At 60.3% G+C, this 22916-nt stretch carries 17 protein-coding genes; 13 read left to right on the top strand and 4 right to left on the bottom strand.

From position 1 onward, the window contains the following. The first annotated feature begins 94 nt into the window (after positions 1-94). The 5 genes from ACGLWX_RS10645 (at position 95) to ACGLWX_RS10625 (ending at position 9192) form a co-directional block, all read left to right on the top strand. Entirely contained in the window at positions 95-1165 is a 1071-nt protein-coding gene (locus ACGLWX_RS10645; protein WP_396239623.1) for a Fic family protein, read from the top strand. Between the two features lie 17 nt (positions 1166-1182). Next, positions 1183-2811, top strand: a complete 1629-nt coding sequence (locus ACGLWX_RS10640; RefSeq protein ID WP_396239621.1) for an N-6 DNA methylase — start codon at positions 1183-1185, stop codon at positions 2809-2811. Beyond that, positions 2808-4307, top strand: a complete 1500-nt coding sequence (locus ACGLWX_RS10635; protein WP_396239619.1) for a restriction endonuclease subunit S — start codon at positions 2808-2810, stop codon at positions 4305-4307. The genes ACGLWX_RS10640 and ACGLWX_RS10635 overlap by 4 nt, the downstream gene beginning before the upstream one ends. Next, a complete protein-coding gene (locus tag ACGLWX_RS10630) occupies positions 4304-7828 on the top strand; it encodes an AAA domain-containing protein (RefSeq protein ID WP_396239617.1) in 3525 nt (1174 codons plus the stop codon). Before ACGLWX_RS10635 ends, ACGLWX_RS10630 begins: the two co-directional genes overlap by 4 nt. A 437-nt stretch (positions 7829-8265) precedes the next feature. Beyond that, the gene (locus ACGLWX_RS10625) at positions 8266-9192 is read left to right on the top strand and encodes an EthD domain-containing protein (RefSeq protein WP_396239615.1); all 927 of its coding nucleotides are present in this window, start codon (positions 8266-8268) and stop codon (positions 9190-9192) included. 99 nt (positions 9193-9291) lie between these two features. Here ACGLWX_RS10625 and ACGLWX_RS10620 read toward each other — a convergent pair whose 3' ends face one another. Further along, on the bottom strand, positions 9292-10155 hold the full coding sequence (locus ACGLWX_RS10620) for a YicC/YloC family endoribonuclease (RefSeq protein WP_396239613.1): 864 nt from the start codon (positions 10153-10155) through the stop codon (positions 9292-9294). Positions 10156-10228: 73 nt separating this feature from the next. Beyond that, on the bottom strand, positions 10229-11242 hold the full coding sequence (locus ACGLWX_RS10615; protein ID WP_252107930.1) for a substrate-binding domain-containing protein: 1014 nt from the start codon (positions 11240-11242) through the stop codon (positions 10229-10231). Positions 11243-11446: 204 nt separating this feature from the next. On the opposite strand from ACGLWX_RS10615, the gene ACGLWX_RS10610 reads away from it, so the two are divergent. From ACGLWX_RS10610 to rph, 6 genes are all read left to right on the top strand, one after another. Then, on the top strand, positions 11447-12430 hold the full coding sequence (locus tag ACGLWX_RS10610) for a substrate-binding domain-containing protein (RefSeq protein ID WP_396239611.1): 984 nt from the start codon (positions 11447-11449) through the stop codon (positions 12428-12430). A 73-nt stretch (positions 12431-12503) separates the two neighbouring features. Continuing rightward, positions 12504-14012: a sugar ABC transporter ATP-binding protein gene (locus ACGLWX_RS10605; protein WP_396239609.1), complete on the top strand. Its 1509-nt coding sequence runs from the start codon at positions 12504-12506 to the stop codon at positions 14010-14012. After that, entirely contained in the window at positions 14005-15018 is a 1014-nt protein-coding gene (locus ACGLWX_RS10600) for an ABC transporter permease (RefSeq protein WP_252107927.1), read from the top strand. Before ACGLWX_RS10605 ends, ACGLWX_RS10600 begins: the two co-directional genes overlap by 8 nt. Further along, positions 15015-16004 carry an ABC transporter permease gene (locus ACGLWX_RS10595; RefSeq protein ID WP_252107926.1) on the top strand — a complete coding sequence of 330 codons (990 nt, stop codon included), beginning with the start codon at positions 15015-15017 and terminating at the stop codon, positions 16002-16004. The genes ACGLWX_RS10600 and ACGLWX_RS10595 overlap by 4 nt, the downstream gene beginning before the upstream one ends. Before the next feature lie 10 nt (positions 16005-16014). Then, the gene (locus ACGLWX_RS10590) at positions 16015-17571 is read left to right on the top strand and encodes an FGGY-family carbohydrate kinase (RefSeq protein WP_396239607.1); all 1557 of its coding nucleotides are present in this window, start codon (positions 16015-16017) and stop codon (positions 17569-17571) included. Between the two features lie 70 nt (positions 17572-17641). After that, the gene (gene rph / locus ACGLWX_RS10585; protein WP_396239605.1) at positions 17642-18379 is read left to right on the top strand and encodes a ribonuclease PH; all 738 of its coding nucleotides are present in this window, start codon (positions 17642-17644) and stop codon (positions 18377-18379) included. Positions 18380-18487: 108 nt separating this feature from the next. On the opposite strand, the gene ACGLWX_RS10580 is transcribed toward rph, so the two are convergent. Then, on the bottom strand, positions 18488-19255 hold the full coding sequence (locus ACGLWX_RS10580) for an exodeoxyribonuclease III (RefSeq protein ID WP_396239603.1): 768 nt from the start codon (positions 19253-19255) through the stop codon (positions 18488-18490). Positions 19256-19386: 131 nt separating this feature from the next. Here ACGLWX_RS10580 and pyrE point away from each other — a divergent pair, with 131 nt between their 5' ends. Beyond that, positions 19387-20058, top strand: coding sequence for an orotate phosphoribosyltransferase (gene pyrE / locus ACGLWX_RS10575; protein ID WP_396240037.1), 672 nt, complete (start codon positions 19387-19389; stop codon positions 20056-20058). On the opposite strand, the gene ACGLWX_RS10570 is transcribed toward pyrE, so the two are convergent. Then, positions 20055-20522 (bottom strand): tRNA (cytidine(34)-2'-O)-methyltransferase, encoded by a 468-nt coding sequence (locus ACGLWX_RS10570; protein WP_396239601.1) that lies wholly within the window; start codon positions 20520-20522, stop codon positions 20055-20057. The genes pyrE and ACGLWX_RS10570 overlap by 4 nt on opposite strands. Positions 20523-20764: 242 nt before the next feature. Between ACGLWX_RS10570 and rep the strand changes: the two genes are divergently transcribed. Then, positions 20765-22831, top strand: coding sequence for a DNA helicase Rep (gene rep, locus ACGLWX_RS10565; RefSeq protein WP_396239599.1), 2067 nt, complete (start codon positions 20765-20767; stop codon positions 22829-22831). The last annotated feature ends 85 nt before the right edge of the window (positions 22832-22916 follow it).

The raw sequence follows: 22916 nt of genomic DNA, 5'->3' as shown, positions 1-22916 counted from the left end.
AGCACGTGTAAAGAAAATGGGGGTTTCCTTTGCATGTGCCAGACGACATGTATAGATTTTTAAATTTTATATACATGATCAGGAAATCCAACACATGTTGCCGACCTTACCGCTGAACGACATCGAGCAGTGGGAGACCCGCGCCGTGCTGAAAAAGACGGCCCAGGCCCATCGGTACCTGGCAGAGCTCAAAGGTGTCGCCGCCACCATCCCTAATGAAGAAATTCTGATCAATACGCTCACGCTTCAGGAAGCGCGGCACAGCTCTGAGATCGAGAACATCATCACCACGCAGGACGATCTATATCGTGCCGCGGTGGCGGATGAGGCTAGCGTCGACCCCCAAACCAAAGAGGTTCAGGATTATGCAACGGCTTTGCGAGCCGGTTTCAGAAGCGTTCGGGAAAGTCGGCTACTTCGTCTAAACGACATTCTTGCGATACAGGAGACGCTTGAAAAAAACCGGGCGGGTCTGCGCAAACTACCGGGCACGACTCTAAGAAACCAAGCGACGGGGGACGTCGTTTATGAGCCGCCACAGGCAGCGCCAGAGATCGAGCGCTTGATGGAAAATCTGGTGATTTACCTCAATGACGATGAGCTTTGTGATGCCGACCCGCTGGTCAAGATGGCGATCATTCATCATCAGTTCGAGAGTATCCACCCATTCTACGATGGCAACGGTCGAACCGGGCGCATTATCAACATGCTTTATCTCGTGGCCAAGGACTTACTCGACCTACCGGTGCTCTACCTCAGCCGCTATCTAATACAGACCAAATCACGCTATTACCAGGAACTACAGGCCGTCCGCGATACTGGTGACTGGGAACCATGGCTTTTATACATGTTGGAAGGCATCAGCCATACCGCGCAGCAAACCGTCGAATTGATAGGCCAGATCCGAGAGCTGATGCAACATACCAAGCATCGCATGCGCGAAGAATGCCCCAAGATCTATCGACAGGAACTGCTCAATAACCTGTTCAATCACCCCTACACCAAGATCGAGTTCGTGATGGAAGACTTGGCCGTTAGCCGTATTACCGCGACCAAGTATCTGGATGAACTGGTCAGCCTCGGCTTGCTGGAAAAAATCAAAGTGGGCCGCAGTAACTTTTATATCAATGCCGCCCTTATGGCGCTCTTTCTTGAGCGTGGATAACCCAACAGGAATTTATCGTGTCCAACAACGACATCGTCCAAAAACTCTGGAACCTCTGCGACGTGCTGCGCGACGACGGCATCAACTACTCGGACTACGTCACCGAGCTGGTGCTTTTGCTGTTCATCAAGATGGTTCACGAGAACACCGAAGCGGGCACCTTGCAGCGCCACCCGCTGCCCGAAGGCTGCCGCTGGACGGACCTGAACAACAAATCTGGCCTTAATCTGCTGGATGACTACAAGCGCATTCTGCTGAGCCTTTCCAGCGGCCGCGATGGCAACGGTCACGTGGTGCATGCCGACCCGCTGATCAGCGCGATTTACGCCGACGCCCAGACTCGGCTGCGCGAGCCGCGCCATCTGGAGCAGATGATCAAGGCGCTCGACGGCATCGACTGGTTCAGCATCCAGGAAGATGGCCTGGGCGATCTGTATGAGGGCCTTCTGGAGAAAAACGCCAGCGAAACCAAGTCCGGCGCCGGGCAGTACTTTACGCCGCGCCAGTTGATCGACTCGATGGTGCGCTGCGTGAAGCCTCAGGCCGGAGAAACCGTACAGGACCCTTCCGCGGGGACGGCGGGCTTCTTGATCGCCGCCGACCGCTACATCAAGGCGCAGACCGACGACCTGTTCGATCTCACCGCCACGCAGCAGGCGTTTCAGAAAAACCGCGCCTTTACCGGCATCGAGCTGGTGCCCGGCACCCGGCGGCTGGCGCTGATGAACTGCCTGCTGCACGGCATGGAGGGCGACAACGAAGGCGTGGTGCACCTGGGCAACGCCCTGGGCCAGGCCGGGGCAAGCCTTGCCAAAGCCGACGTGATTCTCGCCAACCCGCCGTTTGGCACCAGCAAGGGCGGTGACGCCAGCATTACCCGCGACGACCTGACGTTCAAGACCAGCAACAAGCAGCTCGCCTTTCTGCAGCACATCTACAGAAACCTCAAGCCCGGCGGCCGCGCCGCGGTGGTGCTGCCGGACAACGTGCTGTTCGAGGCCGGTGTAGGCGCGGACGTGCGCCGCGACTTGATGAACAAGTGCCACCTGCACACCATCCTGCGCCTGCCCACCGGCATCTTCTACGCCCAGGGCGTGAAGACCAACGTACTGTTCTTCACGAAAGGGGCAGCAGCGGACAAATATCAGGACACCGGCTGCACCGGCAGCGTCTGGGTGTATGACCTGCGCACCAACATGCCGAGCTTCGGCAAGCGCACGCCGTTCGGCAAACAGCACCTGACCCCGTTCGAGGCGGTGTACGGCGACGACCCCAACGGCCAAAGCCCCCGCCGTGAAGGCGAATGGTCGTTCAACGCCGAGGAAATCGCCGTCGATCTTGATGCCACGGAGGAAAACCAGGGCGTAAGCGATGACCGCCTCGCCAAATCCCGCTGGCGCTGCTTCTCCCGCGAGTGGATTCGCGACACCAAGGGGGATTCGCTGGACATCAGCTGGCTCAAGGACAAGGACAGCGTCGATGCGGCTGACCTGCCTGCCCCCGAAGTGCTGGCGGGAGAAGCGATGAGCGAACTGGTGCAGGCGCTGGGCGAACTGGATGGACTGATGCGTGAGCTGGGCGCTGAGGACGGAGCCGAAGGGCAGCGGGTGTTAGTGAAGGAAATGATGGGAGGGGGAAGCGAATGAGTTCTTCTTCTCTACCTAGTCATTGGCAAGAAACATGCTTGGAGAATTGCGTTGATATTCTCGACTCACAGCGTATTCCAGTAAATAACAAGGAGCGTCAAGCTAGAATTAAAGACAAGGTGAGCGATCAACTTTATCCTTATTTTGGCGCAACAGGTGAAGTGGGAAAAATAGATGGGTATCTGTTTGACGAGGAGCTCGTTGCCCTTGGTGAAGACGGAGTACCCTTTTTAGATCCTGGGAAGGCTAAAGCTTATATGCTTTCTGGTAAAACCTGGGTTAATAACCATGCGCATGTTTTAAGAGCTTATTCGAGAGTAACGATTAATAGATTTTTACTGTACTATCTAAATCAATTTGATTACTACGGTTTTGTTAATGGTGGCACGCGATTAAAGCTGACTCAATCAAACATGCGGAAGATGCCTTTTCCACTCCCCCCACTCGCCGAACAAAAAGTCATCGCCGACAAGCTTGATACCCTGCTGGCGCAGGTGGACAGCATCAAAGCCCGCCTCGAGCGCATTCCCGAGATTCTCAAGCGCTTTCGTCAATCCGTGCTCGCGGCGGCGGTGAGTGGGCGGTTAACGGAGGAGTGGAGAATAAAAAATTCGCATCTATCTGCTTTAGAAGAACTTAAGGCGTTAAGAGGTACACGCGAGAGTATTCTCGCATCAAAAAATAAAAAGGATATTTCTTTAAAGCGCCAAGAAAGCAGTTTGCCTTTAACTTCTTTACCAACTTCTTGGAGTTATAGTTACATTGACCCGTTTTTAGATATAACCCGTCGAGGGATTAAAACTGGGCCATTTGGTTCCTTGCTGAAAAAACACGAGCATAGGAATAGTGGAGTGCCCGTGATTGGTATAGAAAACATTTCTAGCGGGAAATTCATAGAAAAGTCGAAAGTGTTTATAACGGAAGAAAAAGCTGAAGCGCTTAAAGATTACGATATTCTAAGTGAAGATATGGTTATTTCTCGCTCCGGTACAGTAGGCGACATCTGTGTGGTACCAAGCGATCTAGGGCCAGCAAGATTCTCTACCAATATTATGAGGCTGTCTTTTTTAGATAAGTCTTTGAGTCCAAGATTTTTTGTAATGCTATTTTTAGGTTCGCCAGTAGTTCTAAGGCAAATAGCAGATTTATGCAAAGGAAGCACAAGACTTTTTCTTAATCAGAGGATTATTGCTTCCATCAATTATCCAATTCCTCCTAAGAGAGAACAAACCGAAATCGTCCGCCGGGTCGATCAGCTCTTCGCCTACGCCGACACCGTCGAACGCCAAGTCAATAGCGCCCTTGCCCGCGTCAATCAGCTTACCCAGTCGATCCTCGCCAAGGCGTTTCGCGGCGAGCTGACCACCCAGTGGCGGGCCGATAATGTTGACCTGATCAGCGGCGACAACAGCGCCGAGGCGCTTCTGGCGCGCATCAAGGCCGAACGCGCCGCGCAGGCGCCGAAGAAACGCACAAGGAAGAAGGCGACCCCATGAGTCAGGCAGCCACCACCCCGCCCACGGCCCAGAACTGGCTTCGCTACTGGCGCAACTCGCTGGCGGATGCCGAGAGCGGGCAAGGCGCGCTGCGCCACAAGGATCTGGATAAGACAGAGCGGCTCGACAGCACGGTATACCGGGAAGGGCGTATACCGGTGGAGCACCCGGTGCTCAAGCGCCTTTTCGAGAATGAGGAGACGTCGACTCAGCTTGTGCAGGTGGTACTGCGACCGGCTGTATACAAGGTGCTGCAGGAACACGGCGCGAAAAAAAGCGCGCTCTATCCCGAGATCATCACGCCGTTGATCTGTGGTTTGTGGGTCGCCCGCGACGGCCGCTTGATTCCCGCCGAGCCACCGGTGATACCCCGCGACCTGCTGGCACCCCAGGCCGATGACCGGTTCACGCTGGCAAGCGTTGCCGAACAGGACCGCTTCCTGAGCAAGACCGAGCCGCAAACGTGGTCAAAGAGCGAAGCCCAGACGCTGCTTGAAGATGAAACACGTCAGACACACGACGAGCGCTGGCAGGTCTACTACGACCTGTCGCGCCGCTTGTTCGATCAGCTTTATCCCAAAGCCCTTTTGCGAGACGTGTTCGTCAGCGCCGACGAGGCGCGCATTGCCAAGGTCGATGAGCAGTTGGGCGCGGCCGACAAGATCATTGCCCTTTACGACTGGCTCTCGAAAAACGCGCCGACGCTGCCGCTGCTGGAAAACTACGCGCTGGCGAAAGTCGAGACGCACCGGCCCTGCGTCGAGCCGTTGCCCGGCATGGCGCATCGGCTGGGCCACGCCAATTCGCAGTACCCGCTGGCCATTGCCCAGCGCGACGCGCTGGCGCAGGTCATGGCCATGGAGGAAGGCGAAATACTGGCGGTCAACGGCCCGCCGGGCACGGGCAAGACCACCTTCGTGCTCTCGGCCGTTGCCTCGCTGTGGGTGAACGCAGCGCTCAATGAGGCCGAGCCGCCATTGATCGTCGCCGCTTCGACCAACAATCAGGCCGTCACCAACGTGCTCGAAGCCTTTGCCAAGGATTTCGAGGAACCCCCCGACGCCATCGGCGGACGCTGGCTGCCAGAGGTGACCAGCTACGGCGGCTACTACTGCGCTTTCAGCAAAGAAGGCGAGGCGTCAAAGTCCTACCAGACTCCGTCTTTCTATCGCCACGTCGAATCGCCGGAGTACCTTGATAGTGCCGAGGTAGTTTTTCTTCAGCGTGCCCGGCAAGCGCTGGAGGATGAATCGCTCACGCGCATCCATGCCGTTCGCCAGCAGCTTCATCAGCGGCTGACAGAGCGCCAGGCAAGGCTTTCAAAACTTCAGCAGCACTGGGCGGCTCGGGCCACACTGATCGCTCAGCTTGCTGAAAAGCTCGGTGATCCCCCCGAGGAGGCGCTGGCCCATGAGCAAAACGTACTTGCCAGCCTGCAAACAGAACACGATGCCATCAAAGCGGATCTGAAAGCATGGCAGCGCTTTTGCGCCGACGAACCCATGTGGCTGTCGCTCTTGGCCGTACTGCCACCGGTGGCCAAAAAGCGCCGACTGCGGCGCGAGCTGTTCATCGATGAGCATTTCAGCGCTAACGCCCGGCAACTGATCGAGCAGGCGGACTCGGGAAGCGCCATTCATGCCACGCTGAATGCCTGGTTGAGCGAGCAGCGCGACGTCATCGCCCAGAAAAAGACCTTTGTCGCCGAGTGCCAGCACAACCTGCAAGAGATCGAGCAGGCCACGATACAACTTGAAACGGCGTACCAAGCGCTGGGCTTTCGTGCGCTACCCGCCGCGTTCGACACCTTCGATCAGGGGCTGGATACCACGCTACGTTTTCAGCTCTTTCAACTGGCAGTGCACTACTGGGAGGCGCGCTGGCTGGAGGATTGCGCCGAACGGGCGGACGAATTGGCAAAACAAGCCAAGGGTCAAGAGAAGCAGGGGCTTGCCGCGGTACGCCCACGATGGCGACGCCGCATGATGCTGACGCCATGTATCGTCTCGACGCTGCACTCACTGCCCGCCCATATGATCTACAAAGTCTACGAAGGACCAGGCCAGTTTCGGCCTGATTACCTGATCAATGAGATCGATCTTCTGATCATCGACGAAGCCGGCCAGGTCGCACCGGATGTGGCGGGTGCTTCCATGGCGCTGGCCAAGCGCGTACTGGCGATTGGCGACGTCCACCAGATCAAGCCGGTGGCCACGCAGTCGCCGACGGTCGATGTGGGCAACCTTGCGCATCAGGGACTGCTCTCAGCAGTCGAGGACTACGCAGCACTACGCGAAGGCGGCCGCTCGGTGGTGGATGGCAGCGTGATGCGGATTGCCCAACAGGCCAGCCGCTACCACTACCTCGAACAGGCCGAGCCGGGCATGTTTCTGCGCGAGCACCGGCGCTGCCTCAACGACATCATCGCCTACTGTAACGACCTCTGCTACCAGGGGCTGTTGCAGCCGCTGCGTGATAAACCACCCGTCGATGCTGACCTGCCGCCCTTTGGCTATGTGCATGTGGATGGTCGGGCCGAAACGCCACCGTCGGGAAGTCGCATCAACCGGCTGGAAGCCATCACCGTGGCCGAATGGCTGGCGACCCAACGCGAGCGGCTGGAAACCGCGCACGGCAAGCCGCTGGAACAGATCGTTGGCGTGGTGACACCCTTCAAGGCCCAGGCCAATCTGATCGAGCAAGAGTGCCGAGCGCAACACATCAAGGTGGGCAGTGGCGAGGCGGAAATGACGGTGGGCACGGTGCATGCGTTGCAAGGCGCCGAGCGGCCCGTCGTGCTGTTTTCAGGGGTATATTCGCGCCATGACGACGGCGGTTTCATCGATAGTGATCCCTCGCTTTTAAACGTTGCGGTATCGCGCGCCAAGGACAGCTTCATCGTGTTTGGCGATATGGACGTTATCGATACGGCTGCGCGAGGAACGCCTCGTCACCTATTGGGACGGTATCTGTTCCGCCATGAAGAGAACGAACTGCTCTTTACAGCAAGCGCAGCACGCCCTGATCTGCTCGAACTATGCCGCAAGCCGCGGCTGATCAACGACGCCGAAGAGCACGATGACTGCCTCAAGGAGCTGCTTGACGTCGTCAATTCACGCCTCGATATGGTCTCGCCCTGGATCTCCTACAAGCGTCTGGACGAAACCGGGTTACTAGCGGCCCTGCAAAAGGCGGCGGCAAGGGGCATCGCCATAACGATCTATACGGACTATCGCTTCAACACGGCTAACGGTGATCAGCAGGATGCCCAAAAGACAGCCCGCTTTGAACGGTGTTGTGAAGCACTTGCCGAGGATAACGTGACGGTAAAACCGGCCAATCGGGTTCATAGCAAACTTGTGATGGTCGACGATCATGTCATGTGTGCAGGCTCTTACAACTGGGCCTGCGCCGCGCGACAAGGTCCGTATAGAAATATGGAAACCTCCGTACTTTATAGTGGTGAACTACGAGAGGAGTTGAAGCTTCAGCGCGATGCGCTGGAAAAGCGCGTTCGTTAGCGGCATACCGAAAGCGTATGGAAGAACGCCACGTGATCGCGACGCGCTGGCTTGCTCGAAACACTCATTGAACGTATCCCATGATGTGTGCCCTTTGCCTGACTTAACAAACCCGCTGCCCGGGTGAAACATTAAGCGGTTGACGAGATCCCTTGTCCTCTCCAAAACCGCTTTAACTCGTCTCCCGTCAGCACCTCACTAAACAGGTGTCTCTGGTAGTCATGCGTGCGCAGCTCGACGAAGAATAGCGCAAAGGGCGCCTCGCCTTTCAACATGAGGGAAGCGGGCCGCGAGCGTTCGAACCCCGTGTTCATGATCGGGTTTCTCGAGCCAATCCCCCGCGTTGAGTCTATGGTGATATAAGCCCGCCTCGATCAATGCCGCCCCGCTAGGCAAGGCAACTCGATAGCAACACCTCTTCTCACAAGGAACGTTACATGAAGGCGCCCACCCATCAGCCGGATTTTTCCGAACGCGATATTCCCGTGGCCATCAATACCTATACGACGGTGCTGCGTCGCCAGCGCGTACCCCACGAGCTGTTCGCCACCTACTGGCGAGATGTGCACGGCCCGCTCTGCTCACGGCTGCCCGGGCTTGCCTGGTATACCCAGACCCATTTTCACCGCGAGCAGGATGACCATCTTTGGCCGGCGATCGAAGGCGTTCAGGCGTTTCCAAACTATGCGCTGGATGGCGGGGTGGAAATCGGCTTCGCCTCTGCCGATGACCAGCAAACCTTCATGGATGCGTGCCACCTGCTCTTTTCGGACGAACAGAACATGTTCGCGGAGACCATTGCCTACGCGCTACCCAACGGCTCGACCACGCTGGTGGACAAAATCGCCGAGCCCGCGACCAATGGCGATGACGGGCTGGATCGCATGCACGTTCACTTTGGCGCAGCGCACGACGATGCTTCGGCATTCAGCCGGTTTCTGTCCGACGAGCTGGCCCCCGCCATGGCGCAGGACCCGGCCCTGCTCAAGGTGCGGCTGCATACGCCCGAGCGCTACGACAACGACGACCCCGCGCCGCCGGCACCGGATGTTGGCCACCAGGTACCGCCCGAGCGTGAACTAGTGGCGGTGCTGGAGCTGGCGTTTCAGTCGCCCCTCACGCGCCGCGCCTTTTTTGAGTCCGACGCCTTCACCCGGCTTGAAAACGGCATCCAGCAGCATATCGCCTACACTACGGCGTTTGCCGTGAGCGGCCACTACGTCTACGTTCGCGATAAGCAAATGACGCTAGCAGGCCTGCGAGGAAGCCGCCCGGCGCAACTGATCGAACAGCTGGGCGCCAACAATCAGATCACGCCGGACGTGATGCACCTGATTCGTACCGGTACGGTGAAAAGCGATTGAGAGAAAAGCACCACCCGGCGGTGAGAGAGCCGCCGGGTGGTGGTGGGCTAGCCCTGAGTGTATCGATGAATACGGTTCGGCATCGCACACGAGCTATCGCTACTCGATATTCTGAATCTGCTCGCGCATCTGCTCGATCAGCACCTTCAGCTCCACCGCACACCGCGTGGTATCGGCGACCACGGATTTCGACGAGAGCGTGTTGGCTTCGCGGTTGAGTTCCTGCATGAGAAAGTCGAGCCGGCGCCCTTGGGGGCCTTTTTGAGTGAGCTGGCGGCGCACCTCGTCGACGTGGGTATCGAGGCGGTCGAGCTCTTCGTCGACGTCGGCCTTTTGCGCCACCATCACCAGCTCCGCTTCCAGCCGCTGAGGGTCGAGCTCGGTTTTGGCGCTCTCCAGGCGTTCGAGCAGCAGCGCGCGCTGACGCTCGAGGATCTGCGGAAGAAAGCCGCGTACCTGATTGACCTGTTCGCTGACCGCGTCGAGCCGTGACGCGATCATCTCTCCGAGTTTTTCGCCTTCGCGAGCGCGGGTATCGATAAGCTCCGTAAGAGCCTGGTCGAACAGCGTCAGCGCCCGGGCCTTGATCGTTTCCTGATCGAGATGGCGGGTTTGCAGGACGCCGGGGTGGTTCAAGAGCTCGAGCGTGGTGGGCGCGCGGGCGTCGGGCACTTGGGCGTTAATCGTCGCCAGCGCGTTGGCGATTTCTACAAGCCGCGCCACGTTGATGCTGGGCGCCTCGGTATCTTCCTGGCTTTCAAAGCGCAGGGTGCACTCGATCTTGCCGCGGGCCAGGCGCTGCCGGAGCGCTTCGCGAAGGGCGGGCTCGAGCTCGCGCAGCGCTTCCGGCAGGCGAAAATGCGGGTCGAGATAGCGCTGGTTCACGGAGCGGATTTCGATCTGCAGGGTGCCAAAAGCGGCTGCCTGTTCGGTACGAGCAAAGGCGGTCATGCTATGCGGCATGGGGCAGACTCTCTTGGACGGTAAACGTCAGGCAAGTGTAGCGTAGTTCCCACCCACTGAGTGTTCGTCTCACCTAGACGCCGATGATCTCCGGTGCCACTTCGATACAGCGGTTCTTTTCGACCACCGGCGCATCGATCATCTCGAACACCCGCGCGATCATCACCTCCACGCTTTGCCGCACCATCATCAAGTGCGGGTGAAAGGCGGCGGCCAGCGGGTCCCAGTCAAAGCACCCTACCACCATGTCGTCGAGCTGATAGCCGCCTAGCTGCAGCCAGCGCACGATGCCTTCCAATGAAATCGTCGAGTTGACGAACATCGCGCTGGGCAGCCGGGGGCGATGACGCATGTACGCTTCCAAGGCGGCCTGGGCTTTATCGGCGGCGTAATCGCAGGGAATGATATCCACCTCCGAGGTGGCAAGCCCGCGCTGAGTACGGGCCTGGGTGAACCCGGCGATACGTTCGCGAGTGTTGTGATCCTCAGCGCGCCCGCCGATGAAAAGAATGTCGTCGCCGCTGACGGGTTGCTCGGCCAAGCGGTCGAGAATGGCATCGGTCAGACTTCGCGCGCCTTCGCGGTTGTCGGAAATCACCGAGGGTGCCTTGTGTCCTGGCAGGTCTAGATTGATGCTGGCTGCACCGCTTTCGTCGCACATCTCGGAAATCGTGTCGGGGTCGGTGGCACCGGTGCTGACCAGGCATTCGACCCGGTAGGCCAGCATCATGCGCGCGGCCTCCCGCTCTTGTTCCGGGTCGCGGTTGGTACAGGCGACGATGGCAAACAGGCCACGTTGACGCGCCTGAGCTTCAAAGTGCTGGGCGATGGAGCTGAAGTAGCGGTTGTCGTAGAGCGGCAAAATCATACCGATGATACCCGAGCGCTCGCGGCGCAGCGCGCGAGCTTGCATGTTTGCCGAGTAGCCCTCGGCCTGCGCCAGGGAGAGGATCCTGTCGGCCAGCTTCTGGCTGATGCGCCGGCGCTGCCACGAACCGTTGAGCACGGCGCTGACGGTGCTCGGCGAGGCGTTAGCGAGTCTCGCTAGATCGTAGATGGTCGGCCGCTTAGGGGACTCGCTTGCCACGTAACCGCTCCTTGTAATAGATAAAAGTCGCATTGACATGAAGGCGCCAACGAACAATGCTACACTTTGCACAACCGATTGTGCAGCCTAATTTAAGTGACGTTCGACTCCATGGCGCTTTATCTTTGCAGCTCAGGGTCGGAGGCCACCGCCACCTATGCTTCATTTCACTGGCTTTGTTCGCCACCAGCAAAGGATAAGACAATGAAATACAAAGTACTTCTGAGTGCCGCCACGCTTACCGGTGCGCTTGCCAGCACTGGCGTCATGGCGCAGGAGTCTCCCACCATTGCTGTCGTGGCGAAAGTGGGCGGTATTCCCTGGTTCAACGCCATGGAAATAGGCATCGAGGAGATGGGCGACGAGCTGGGCGTCGAGGCCTATATGGTCGGCCCCACCAGCGCCGACCCGGCCCTGCAGGTACGCGCCGTCGAAGATCTGATCAGCCGCGGCGTCGACGTCATCGGCGTGGTTCCCAACGACCGTGAAGTGCTGGAGCCGGTGCTCGAGCGCGCTCGCGAGCAAGGAATCATCGTGCTGACCCACGAAAGCCCCGAGTCGGTCAATATCGACTACGACTTCGAGATGATCTCCGCCCAGCAGCTCGGTGAAGAGCATGCAAGGCTTCTGGCAGACACCACCGGCTGTGAAGGCTCGTATGCCGTTTTTGTGGGTGGCTTGAGCGTTCCGGCGCACAACGCCTGGGCGGATGCCGCGGTGAACTGGCTGGAGGAGAACTGCGAAGGTCTGACCCCGGCCGCGGAGCGTTTCGGCGTGGCGGAAAGCGTCGACGATAGCCGCAACACCACCCTCGATCTGTTGCGCGCCCACGAAGACCTGGCCGGTATCATGTCGTTTGGCAGCCAAGGCACCATTGGCGCGGCGCGGGCGGTGAAAGAGCGCGGCCTGGCCGGCGATGTCGCCGTAATGGGCCTGTTTTCGCCGGGTCAGGGGCGGCGCCTGGTGCACGAAGGCGTGATCACCGGTGGGTTCCAGTGGAGCCCGCTAGAGGCGGGCAAGGCGTTCGTGGCGTTGGGTAACCTGCTCTACAACGGCGAAGAGATCACCGACGGTGACGAGCTGCCGGTACTGGGCGAGATTACTCTGGATGGCCACACCCTTTTTGCATCGAAGCCTCTGGAGCTTAGCGAAGAAACCGTAGACGAACTCGCCGAGCTTGGCTTGTAACACACCCCCTTCATCCCATCGTGTCAACGCTGCCGCGCTCCTTGAGCGCGGCAGTCATGTCAAGAGAGCCATCATGTCTAGAGAGAAGCCGCCGATGAGCGACATCGCGATTCGCGCGCGTCATGTAAGCAAGGTGTTCGGGCAAAGCCGGGTACTCGACGAGGTCGAGTTCGAGCTGCGCCGCGGCGAGGTCATGTGCTTGGCGGGCGAAAATGGCTGCGGTAAAAGCACGCTCATCAAGATCATCAACGGGGTCTACAAACCCGAGCCGGGCGTGGAATTCACCTTCGGTGACGAAACCCTCACCACGATCAGCCCGCTAGAGGCGCGCAGTCGCGGTATCCACGTGATCTGGCAGGATTTGGCGCTCTTTCCTCATCTGAGCGTGGCGGAGAATATCGTCTTTGACGACTATGTGGCCAAGCCTTGGCGACCGATCTCCTACAAGGAGGCTCTTCGACAGTCTCGCGAGATCATCCAGCAGTTTGGCTTGACCCTGGACCCGACTGCGCGCGTGGAAGATCTCTCTATCGCTCACCGCCAGTTGGTGGCGATCTGCCGGGTGCTGCGCGCTGGCGCCAGCATCATCTTCATGGATGAACCCACCGCCTCGCTCACCTATAAAGAGGTGCAGTCGCTGCTGGCCATCACCCGAACGCTGGCCGACAAGGGCATTTCCATCGTGCTGGTCAGCCACCGCTTGGCGGAAGTGCTGGAGGTCTGCCAGCGAGTCACTGTGCTTCGCAACGGCCAACTGGTGGGCACCTACCCCACCGTGGGCATGACTCAAGCGCGCCTTTCCACATTGATGACCGGCATGGAGCTTGAGCTCACTCCGCGAACGAATGCCTGGAAAGGCGCGCCGATGCTGGAGCTCGATGGTTTGAGCCGCGACGGCGAATTCGAGGATATATCCTTCACTCTGCACCGCGGCGAGATTCTGGGGCTGACAGGGCTTCTGGGCGCCGGGCGCACCGAGATCGCTCACGCCATCTTCGGCATGACCCGCCCCACCTCAGGCGAGATGCGCAAGGAGGGCAAACCGCTCAAGCTGCGCTCCAATCGCGACGCCGTGCGCCAAAAGATCGCGTATCTCTCGGAAGATCGCCTACACCTGGGGCTGGTGCAGAACCAGTCGATCAACATGAACAGCGCCGTGACCGTACTGCCCTCTCTGGAGAGGCCACGAGGCTTTCTCTCGCCCGGGCGTATCAAGGCATTGACCGCGCGCTGGATCGAACAGTTGAAGACCAAGGTGAGTGACGCCGAGCTTGCGGTGTCGTCGCTTTCCGGAGGCAACCAGCAGCGCATTGCGCTGGCCAAGTGGCTGGCCACCGAGCCGGACGTGCTGATCCTCGACTGCCCCACGATTGGTGTCGATGTCGGCGCGAAAGCCGGTATTTTCGACATCATCCGTAGCCTTGCCGATCAGGGCATGGCGATCATCCTGATTTCCGACGAGGCTGGCGAGATCTGGATGAACACCGACCGCGCGCTGGTACTGCGTGACGGGCGCATCGCCACCGAAATCATTCCCGCGGACACCACCGAAGAAGCGCTGGAGGCAGTGATCAATGCGTAAGCTTTTACCCCGCCGGGGCCTTGGTAGAAAGGGCCTTGGCACCGAAGGCGTACTGCTGGCTATCATCATCGCGCTTTGCGTGGTGCTGGCGCTGAGTACCGACAGCTTCTTGAGCGTTCAGAACCTGTTCGACCTGCTCAACAACCAGTCGGTCAACATCATCTTCGCAATAGGGCTGGTGGTGGTGCTGATCGCCGGTGGTATCGATATTTCCTTCGCGGTGGCCGCCTCGGTCGTGCAGTACGTGGTGATCACGGCGCTGACGCAGTACATGGGCGGCGGCGGTTGGGTGGCTGGCATCCTGCTGTCCATGCTGGTGGGCACGCTGTTGGGGCTTATCAACGCCTTGCTGATCCACCGCTTTCGTATCGTGTCGATCATCGTCACCATCGGCACGTTCAACCTGTTCTTTGGGCTGTTGATGTACGTAACCGGCGGGGTATCGATCTACGACATTCCCGACTGGCTTTACTACTCGATTCCACTGCTGGACCTGCCCGCCGAACGTGGCTCGGCCACGCTGTACTTTCCCGCCGCCGTCATGGCGGTGATGGTGCTGCTGACCTGGTTCATCCTGGCGAGAACAGGTTTTGGCCGGGCGCTCTACGGCTACGGTTCGAGCCCCGAGGCGGCGCGGCGCTCCGGCGTCAGCGTGTGGAAGATCCATGCCTTTGCCTACGGCTGGCTAGGGCTCTGCGCAGGCGTTGCAGGGCTGATGCAGGCGCATATCGTGCAGGAAGTGGTGCCCAATGCGCTGATCGGCCAGGAACTGCCCATTTTGGCAGCAGTGGTGCTGGGCGGCGCCACCCTGGGCGGGGGGCGTGGCACGGTGCTCGGCGCAGTGCTCGGCGTGCTGCTGCTCGCCGTGGTACAGAACGGGCTGAACCTGCTGGGCGTCACACCCTACGCATTTCGCATGATTGTGGGGCTGATCATCCTGGCCGCCATCACGACCAGTAATCTGGGCAACCTGTTGCCCCGTTCCACCAGGGCAAAAACCGTATGAACAAGCATCAAGCCACGCCCGCCAAGGCGGGCATTCGTCTGGGCGGCGATAGTCTCGAAGTGCTGGCGATGACCGCGCTTTTGATCGTCAGCATCGCGTTCTTTTCTCTACTGGCTCCCGGGTTTCTCAGCACGACCAACTTCGGTTCGATGTCGATGCAGCTACCCGAGCTCGGCCTGCTCTCGCTGGCCATGCTGGTGCCGATCATCTCCGGCGGGCTGAACCTGTCGGTCACCTTTACCGCCAACATCGCCGGGCTCACCACGGCGTGGCTGGTGCAGGGGGTGCTTGCGGAAATGGGCGGGGTCGGTGCGCCGCTCGCCATTCTGGCGGGGCTGGCGGTGGGCGCGGCGGCGGGATGCCTGATCGGCGTCATCGTCGCTTACGTCGGTGCGCACCCGATCCTGGTATCGTTGGGCGCGATGATCTTTTTGCAGGGCGTGGGCGAGTTCTTGACCCGCGGCGGCGGTATCTCGGGCATGCCGGAGGTATTCCAGGTCATTGGCAGCGGCCACTGGCTGAACGTGCCGATTCCCATGTGGATCTTTCTCGGTGCCGCCGCCGGGCTCATGTATATCATGCACTTCACCCGAACCGGCTTCTCGATTTATATGCTCGGCTCCAACCCGCGCGCGACCGCATACTCGGGCATCAACGTTAAGCGCGTGCTGATCGCCGTCTACACCCTTTCTGGCCTGCTGGCAGGGCTAGCCGGCATGGTGATGCTGGCGCGCTTCAACTCGGTGCGCGTCGGCCACGGTGAAAGCTACCTGTTGATCACCGTACTGGCCTGTTTTCTGGCCGGCGCCAACCCGTTTGGCGGCTTTGGCCGCGTGCTGCCGCTGGTACTGGGGTTGATGAGCCTGCAGGTAATCGCCTCGGGCATGAACCTGATGGGCGCCAGCCAGCACCTGGCCACCGCCGTCTGGGGCGGGTTTCTGATCATCGTGATGGCACTGCGGATGCCGTTCATCAAACAGTCATGAGTACGCATTTATGAGTCACCAAGAGCACGTTCTGGGCATCGACATCGGCACCGGTAGCGCCCGCGCGGGTATTTTTACCCAGGATGGCGTAATGCTGGCGGAGGCGAAAACCCCCATCGCCATGCACCGCCCCGCCGAGCACCACGTCGAGCAAAGTTCTACCAATATCTGGCGCGCAGTCTGCAGCGCTACTCGCCGGGCGACCGAGGCCGCCGGCGTTGCCGCCGAGAGCGTGACGCGCATGTCGGTCAGCGCCACCTGCTCGCTGGTGCTACTGGATAAAGCCTATCGCCCTCTGGCGCTATCGGAAGGGGACGAGCCCTGGGACATCATCGTCTGGATGGATCATCGCGCCACGATTGAAGCCGCCGAGTGCACCGCGACCGGCTCGAAGGTCCTCGCCAACCTGGGCGGGGCGATGTCGCCGGAAATGCAGATGCCCAAGCTCAAGTGGCTTAAACGCCACCGGCCCGAACTCTATGAACAGATCGGTTATGCCGGCGATTTGGGCGACTGGCTAGGCTTTGCTTGCACGGGTTCTTTCGAGCGTTCGGTGTGCATGCTCGCCTGCAAGTGGACTTTCGACCCGCGCCCGGGCCACGGCTGGGATCACGACTTTCTCGACCGTATCGATATGGCGGATGTCATCGAGCGCGCTCGCCTCCCCGAAACCGCGCTGCCGGTAGGCGTGGATCTTGGCCCGCTCACCGAGGCCGCTGCAGCGGATCTGGGTCTGACCACCGGGTGTCACTTTTCGGTGGGCATGATCGATGCCTACGCCGGCGCCTTGGGCACCCTGGGTCGCAGCCTAACAAACGCTCCCGAGACCCGTCTGGCGGTGATCGGTGGCACCTCGACTTGCCATATCGGTGCCCAGCCCAGCCGCTGCGAGGTTCCCGGCGTCTGGGGGCCCTACCCTGGCGCGCTGTGCGATGGATTCGTGGCCAACGAAGGCGGCCAGAGCATTACCGGTGCACTGCTCGATCACCTGGTCGCGATGTTCGCCGCTGGCAGCGCGTTCGGTGATGACGTGCACGGCGAGCTATCGAAGGTGCTGCTCGAGCGGCTAGAAAGCGGTGATCCCGCTCCGCACACCCACGTCTGCCCGGACTTCATCGGCAACCGCTCGCCGCTCGCCGACCCGGAGATTCGCGGCGCGATCACCGGGCTCACCCTGGATACTCCTCAAGAGAGTTTCATCAAGGTGTACTGGGCCGCCGCCACCGCGCTGGTCTACGGCACTCGGGCGATCATCGAGCGGCTCAATGCCCACGGTTACGCCATCGACACGCTGCACTTGAGCGGCGGCCACGGCCGATCAGCGCTTCTACGCAAGCTTTACGCCGATGGTACCGGCTGCCGGGTAGTGCTTTCCGAGGCGCCGGAGCCGGTGCTGTTGGGCGCCGCCGTGGCGGCGTTGGGTGCCGCGACGAAAGGCGATGTGCTGGGCGTGGCCAAAGGGCTCTCCCCGGGCGAGCACGTGCTGGAACCCGACCCCGCCATGGGTGCGATGCACGCCACGCGCTATCAAGCGTTCAAGGCGCTCTATGCCGGCCGCCTGGAGTAAACACGCTCAGGCGCCACAAGGCCCGAGGGTGTACAATGGGTCGCTTTAGCCTTAATTGACGAGAGGTGCCATGCGTCCCGATGTTGTTCGCCCCAGCGGCCGCGAGGCCGACCAGCTGCGCGATATTCGCCTGACCCGTGACTATACCCGCCACGCCGAGGGTTCGGTGCTGGTGGAGTTCGGCGATACCAAAGTGCTGTGTAACGCAAGCGTCGAGGCGGGCGTGCCGCGCTGGCTGCGCGGTAAACACCAGGGCTGGGTGACCGCCGAGTACGGCATGCTGCCCCGCGCCACCCACTCGCGCAGCGGTCGTGAAGCCAGCCGCGGCAAGCAGGGGGGCAGGACGCTCGAGATTCAGCGGCTGATCGGGCGCAGCCTGCGCGCCGCGGTGGATCTGAAAAAGCTGGGCGAGTTCACCATCACCGTGGATTGCGATGTGATCCAGGCCGACGGCGGTACCCGCACCGCGGCGATCACCGGCGGCTGCGTGGCGCTGGTGGATGCGATTCGTTATCTTCAGCGCGAGAAAAAGATCAAGGGCGATCCGTTCAAGCAGATGGTCAGCGCGATTTCGGTGGGAATCTTCAAGGGTGCGGCGGTGCTGGACCTGGACTACCCGGAAGACAGCAAAGCGGATACCGACCTGAACGTGGTGATGACCGAAAGCGGCGAGCTGATCGAGGTGCAGGGCACCGCCGAAGCCGGCGCCTTCAGCCGCCAGGAGCTCAACGCCATGCTGGATCTGGCCGAGAAGGCCGGAGCCGAGCTTCTCGAGCATCAGCGCGAGGCGCTGGGCATTCGCGGCTGATTGGCTGCGCCCGTGTAGAACGTCAACGTGTAGAAACGCCAAAGGCCAGCATGATGCTGGCCTTTTTGCGGGCGGCTCGCTACAGGCGACGCGGGAAGCCGTCTGCGCTTACAGCGCGAGGTCGTACTCGACGATCAGCGGCGCGTACTCGGAGAAGGTCGCATCATAGTCGATCCAGGCGTCGACCACGTGGCGGCGAAAGTTCGGGCCGACCAGCTGGTAGTCGATGCGCCAGCCTTCCTGGCGGTCGCGGGGAACATCCTGGTCGAGCTTCGGCCACCAGGTGTATTCGCCGGCGTCGCGATTGATTTCGCGGAAGGTGTCGATGAAGCCGGTCGGGCCGAGCACCTGGTCCATCCAAGCCCGCTCTTCCGGGCGAAAGCCGGAGGTGAGCTGGTTATCGGACCAATTGGCCAGATCCACGGTCTTGTGGGCGACGTGCCAAGTCCCGCAGATGATGTACTCGCGGCGCTTGCGCGACATCTTGGTCAAGTACTCCTGGTACTGGTCCATGAAGGCTTGCTTGGCCTTCTGATCGGAGCCGTCGGGCATCAAAAACGTGGCGATGCTGAAGCGGTCGTAGTCCGCCTGCAAAAAGCGCCCTTCGTGGTCGCACTGGGGAAAGCCCAGCCCGTACATGATGGCCTTGGGGATCTTGCGACAATAAAGGCCCACGCCGGAGAAGCCGTCCTCTTCGGCATCGAGAAAATAGCCTTCGAAGCCTTCCGGGTAGAGGATATGGTCGCCAAGCTCGAAGCTCTTGGCCTTGAGGTTCTGCACGCAGACCACGTCGACATCCTGCTGAGCCAGCCAGTCCAGGAAGCCTCGATCGACGGCATCGCGTATACCATTGACATTAATGCTGGCAATTTTCATAAATCGTCCCTTTTGCGTCGCTGCGGTATGATACCCGACGTTTCGACGTTTGGGTAAATAGGCAGGCTCAATCAGGCGTGTTACCTGATCAAATCGGTTACTTTCACTCACTTTCGACTCAAGAGACGATCATTGTGACTTCGACTCTCAAATCCTATCAGCGCGACTTCATCGCCTTCGCCATCGAACAGGGCGTACTCAAATTCGGCGAGTTCACGCTCAAGTCCGGGCGTGTCAGCCCCTATTTCTTCAACGCCGGTCTTTTTCAGACCGGACGCGCCTTGGCCAAACTCGGCCGCTTCTACGCCCAGGCGATCATGGACAGCGACCTTGGCGCCGACGTGCTCTTCGGCCCGGCCTATAAGGGCATTCCCCTTGCCGCCGTGACCGCCGCCGCGCTTGCCGACCATCATGACCGGGACATGCCCTACGCCTTCAATCGCAAGGAAGCGAAGGCCCACGGCGAAGGCGGCAACATCGTCGGCGCGGCGCTTTCCGGTGACATCCTGATCATCGACGACGTCATCACCGCCGGCACTGCCATCCGCGAGGTCATGACGCTGATCGAGGCTCAAAGCGCCCGCGCCGCCGGCGTCATCATCGCGCTGGACCGCCAGGAGCGCGGCCAAGGCGAGAAGAGCGCGCTACAGGAAGTCACCGCCGACTACGGCATGCCCGTTGTCAGTATCGTCACGCTCGAGCAGGTACTTGAATATCTCGAAGAGCATGAAGGCGGCGAGATGCTCGCCTACGCCGAGGCGGTACGCGCCTACCGCGACCGCTACGGCGTTACCGCCGCCTAATCACCAGCGCCCTGGTAGCCCTGCTGGCGCCAGGCCTCGTAGCTCACCACCGCCACGGCGTTGGAGAGATTGAGGCTGCGATTGTTGGGCTGCATGGGGATCCGAAGCTTTTGGGCCTCGTCGATCGCAGCGTGGGCCTCCGCTGAGAGCCCGCCGGTTTCCGAGCCGAACAGCAGCACGTCCCCCGGGGCAAAGGCGACCTCGCTGTGCGCCATGGCGCCTTTCGTGGTGATCGCCCAGATCCGGCGGCCGACCATCGCCTCTAAAAAGGCGGCGAAATCGGCGTGGCGCGTCACGTTGGCCAGATCCCGATAGTCCAGCCCCGCGCGACGAAGCTTCTTCTCCTCGAGATCGAAGCCCAGCGGCTCGATCAAATGCAGCCGACAGCCGTTGTTCGCCACCAGGCGCATGATATTGCCCGTATTGGGCGCCATGCGCGGCTCGAAAAGCGCTACTTCAAACATGACTCTTCCTTTGCGTGCTGCGCCGGCCAGTGGATTGACGGCCGGGGCAGGCTGAACGCGGCCAGCCAATGCGTGGCGCCTTTTAGCGGTCGCGTATTATACAAGCTCTTATAGAACTTTGGTCTAATGCTATAAAAGATTTTTTAGACGCTACCGGCCACTTTTATTCACCGGTTTCGCCTTCGTCGTGCCGGCCTGTATGATACGGCCAAAGCGTCCCGCTTTCCTGTCAGGTAGTGATCATGTCCTCTATTCTCAGCCGCATCAAAGGCCTCAACCCGCGCCAGCAGGAAGCCGTGCGCTATATCGACGGCCCTTGTCTGGTATTGGCCGGCGCGGGCTCGGGCAAGACCAGCGTGATCACCACCAAGATCGCCTATCTGGTGCAGGAGTGCGGCATGAGCGCGCGACGAATCGCCGCGGTCACCTTTACCAACAAGGCCGCCCGCGAGATGAAAGAGCGGGTCGGGCAGATGCTTAAGGGTAAGGAGGGCCACGGGCTGACCGTTTCCACCTTCCACACCCTAGGGCTCAACATCATTCGCGGCGAGCTGAAAACGCTGGGCTACAAACCCGGCTTTTCGCTGTTTGACCCGGAGGACGCCAAGGCGCTCTTGCGCGATCTGATGAACAAGGACGCCCAGGTCGACGCCGAGCAAATCAACACGGTGCAGGCCAAAATCTCCACCTGGAAAAACGATCTGGTGCTACCCGCTCAGGCGCTATCCCATGCCGAAGACGAGGACGAGCAGTTCGCCGCGCGAGTGTACGAAGCCTACATGCGCCATTTGAAAGCCTATAACGCGGTGGATTTCGACGACCTGATTCTGCTGCCGGTGGTGCTTTTGCAAAACGACGCCGAGGCGCTGGCACGGTGGCGGCGCAAGATCCACTACATGCTGGTGGACGAGTACCAGGACACCAACGTCTCGCAGTATCTTTTAGTGAAGCTTTTGATGGCGGAGCGCGCCACCTTCACCGTGGTCGGCGACGACGACCAGTCGATCTACGCCTGGCGAGGCGCGCGCCCTGAGAACCTGGTGACGCTGGGCGAGGATTTTCCGCGGCTCAACGTCATCAAGCTCGAGCAGAACTACCGCTCCACCGGTATCATCCTGCGCGCGGCGAACACGCTGATTGCCAACAACCCCCACGTCTACGACAAGACGCTGTGGTCGGAAATGGGCGACGGCGCGCCGATCCGCGTGGTGGTCAACCGCCACGAGGAGGCCGAGGCGGAGCGGGTGGCAAGCGAAATGCTCACCCGGCGCATCAAGGAGAAAGCGGAGTGGCGCGACTTCGCCGTGCTTTACCGCGGTAACTTTCAGGCCAGGCTTTTGGAGCTCAAGCTCCAGCACTACCAGATTCCCTACAAGCTCTCCGGCGGCACCTCGTTTTTCTCGCGCAACGAGATCAAGGACGCCATGGCCTACCTGCGCCTTCTGATCAACCCGGCGGACGACAACGCCTTTTTGCGCATCGTCAACGTGCCGCGCCGCGAGATCGGCCCCGGCACGCTCGAAAAGCTCGCCAACTACGCCAACGACCAGGCCTCTGGCCGCGCCATTTCACTGTTCAACGCCTGCCGCGAATTGGGCCTTGAACAGGTGTTGCCGACCCGGGCGGTGGAGCGGCTGTCGCGCTTTACCCATTTCATCGAAGGGGTCAGAAAGCGCATGGACCAGGGCGACGCCATCGCCGCCATTCGCGACATGCTGCGCGACATGGATTACGAGGCCTGGCTTTACCAAAACGCCAGCGCCCCGACCATCGCCGAGCGTCGCATGGCCAACGTGTGGATTTTGATCGACCAGCTCGAGAAGTCACTCAACCGCGACCCGGAAGAGGATGACGACGCCACGGCGACAGAGACCGACGGCGTCGAAGCCGCTATTTCGCGGCTGGTGCTGCGCGATATTCTCGAGCAGCAGGCCGAGGAGGACGACTCCGACCGCGTGCAGCTTCTGACCATGCACGCCTCGAAAGGCCTCGAGTTTCCCCACGTTTACTTGATGGGGCTCGAAGAGGACCTGCTGCCCCACCGTAACGCTATCGAGGTTGGCACCGTCGAGGAGGAGCGTCGCTTGGCCTATGTGGGTATCACCCGTGCCCGGCGCACGCTGACCATGACGCTCGCCCGCCAGCGCAAGGCGTACGGCGAACTGATGGACTGCCAGCCGAGCCGCTTTCTCGACGAGCTGCCCGCCGACGACCTCGAGTGGGAGGGGCGCGCCGACAAGGAAGACCCGGATAAAAAGCAGGCGCGGGGCAAGGACGCGATCGCCGGGCTGCGCTCGCTGCTGGGCTAGGTCACGCCGGTAAAACCAAGCCATGCCGGCAAAACATTGGGGGAAATATTGAGTTATCCACAGCCGGATCGAACCGAGCGGCTGT

The sequence above is a fragment of the Halomonas sp. HMF6819 genome (assembly GCF_044335525.1).
GTDB lineage: Bacteria > Pseudomonadota > Gammaproteobacteria > Pseudomonadales > Halomonadaceae > Vreelandella.
Note: the sequence above shows the minus strand (reverse complement) of the source record. Positions and strands in the feature narration are given on the sequence as shown.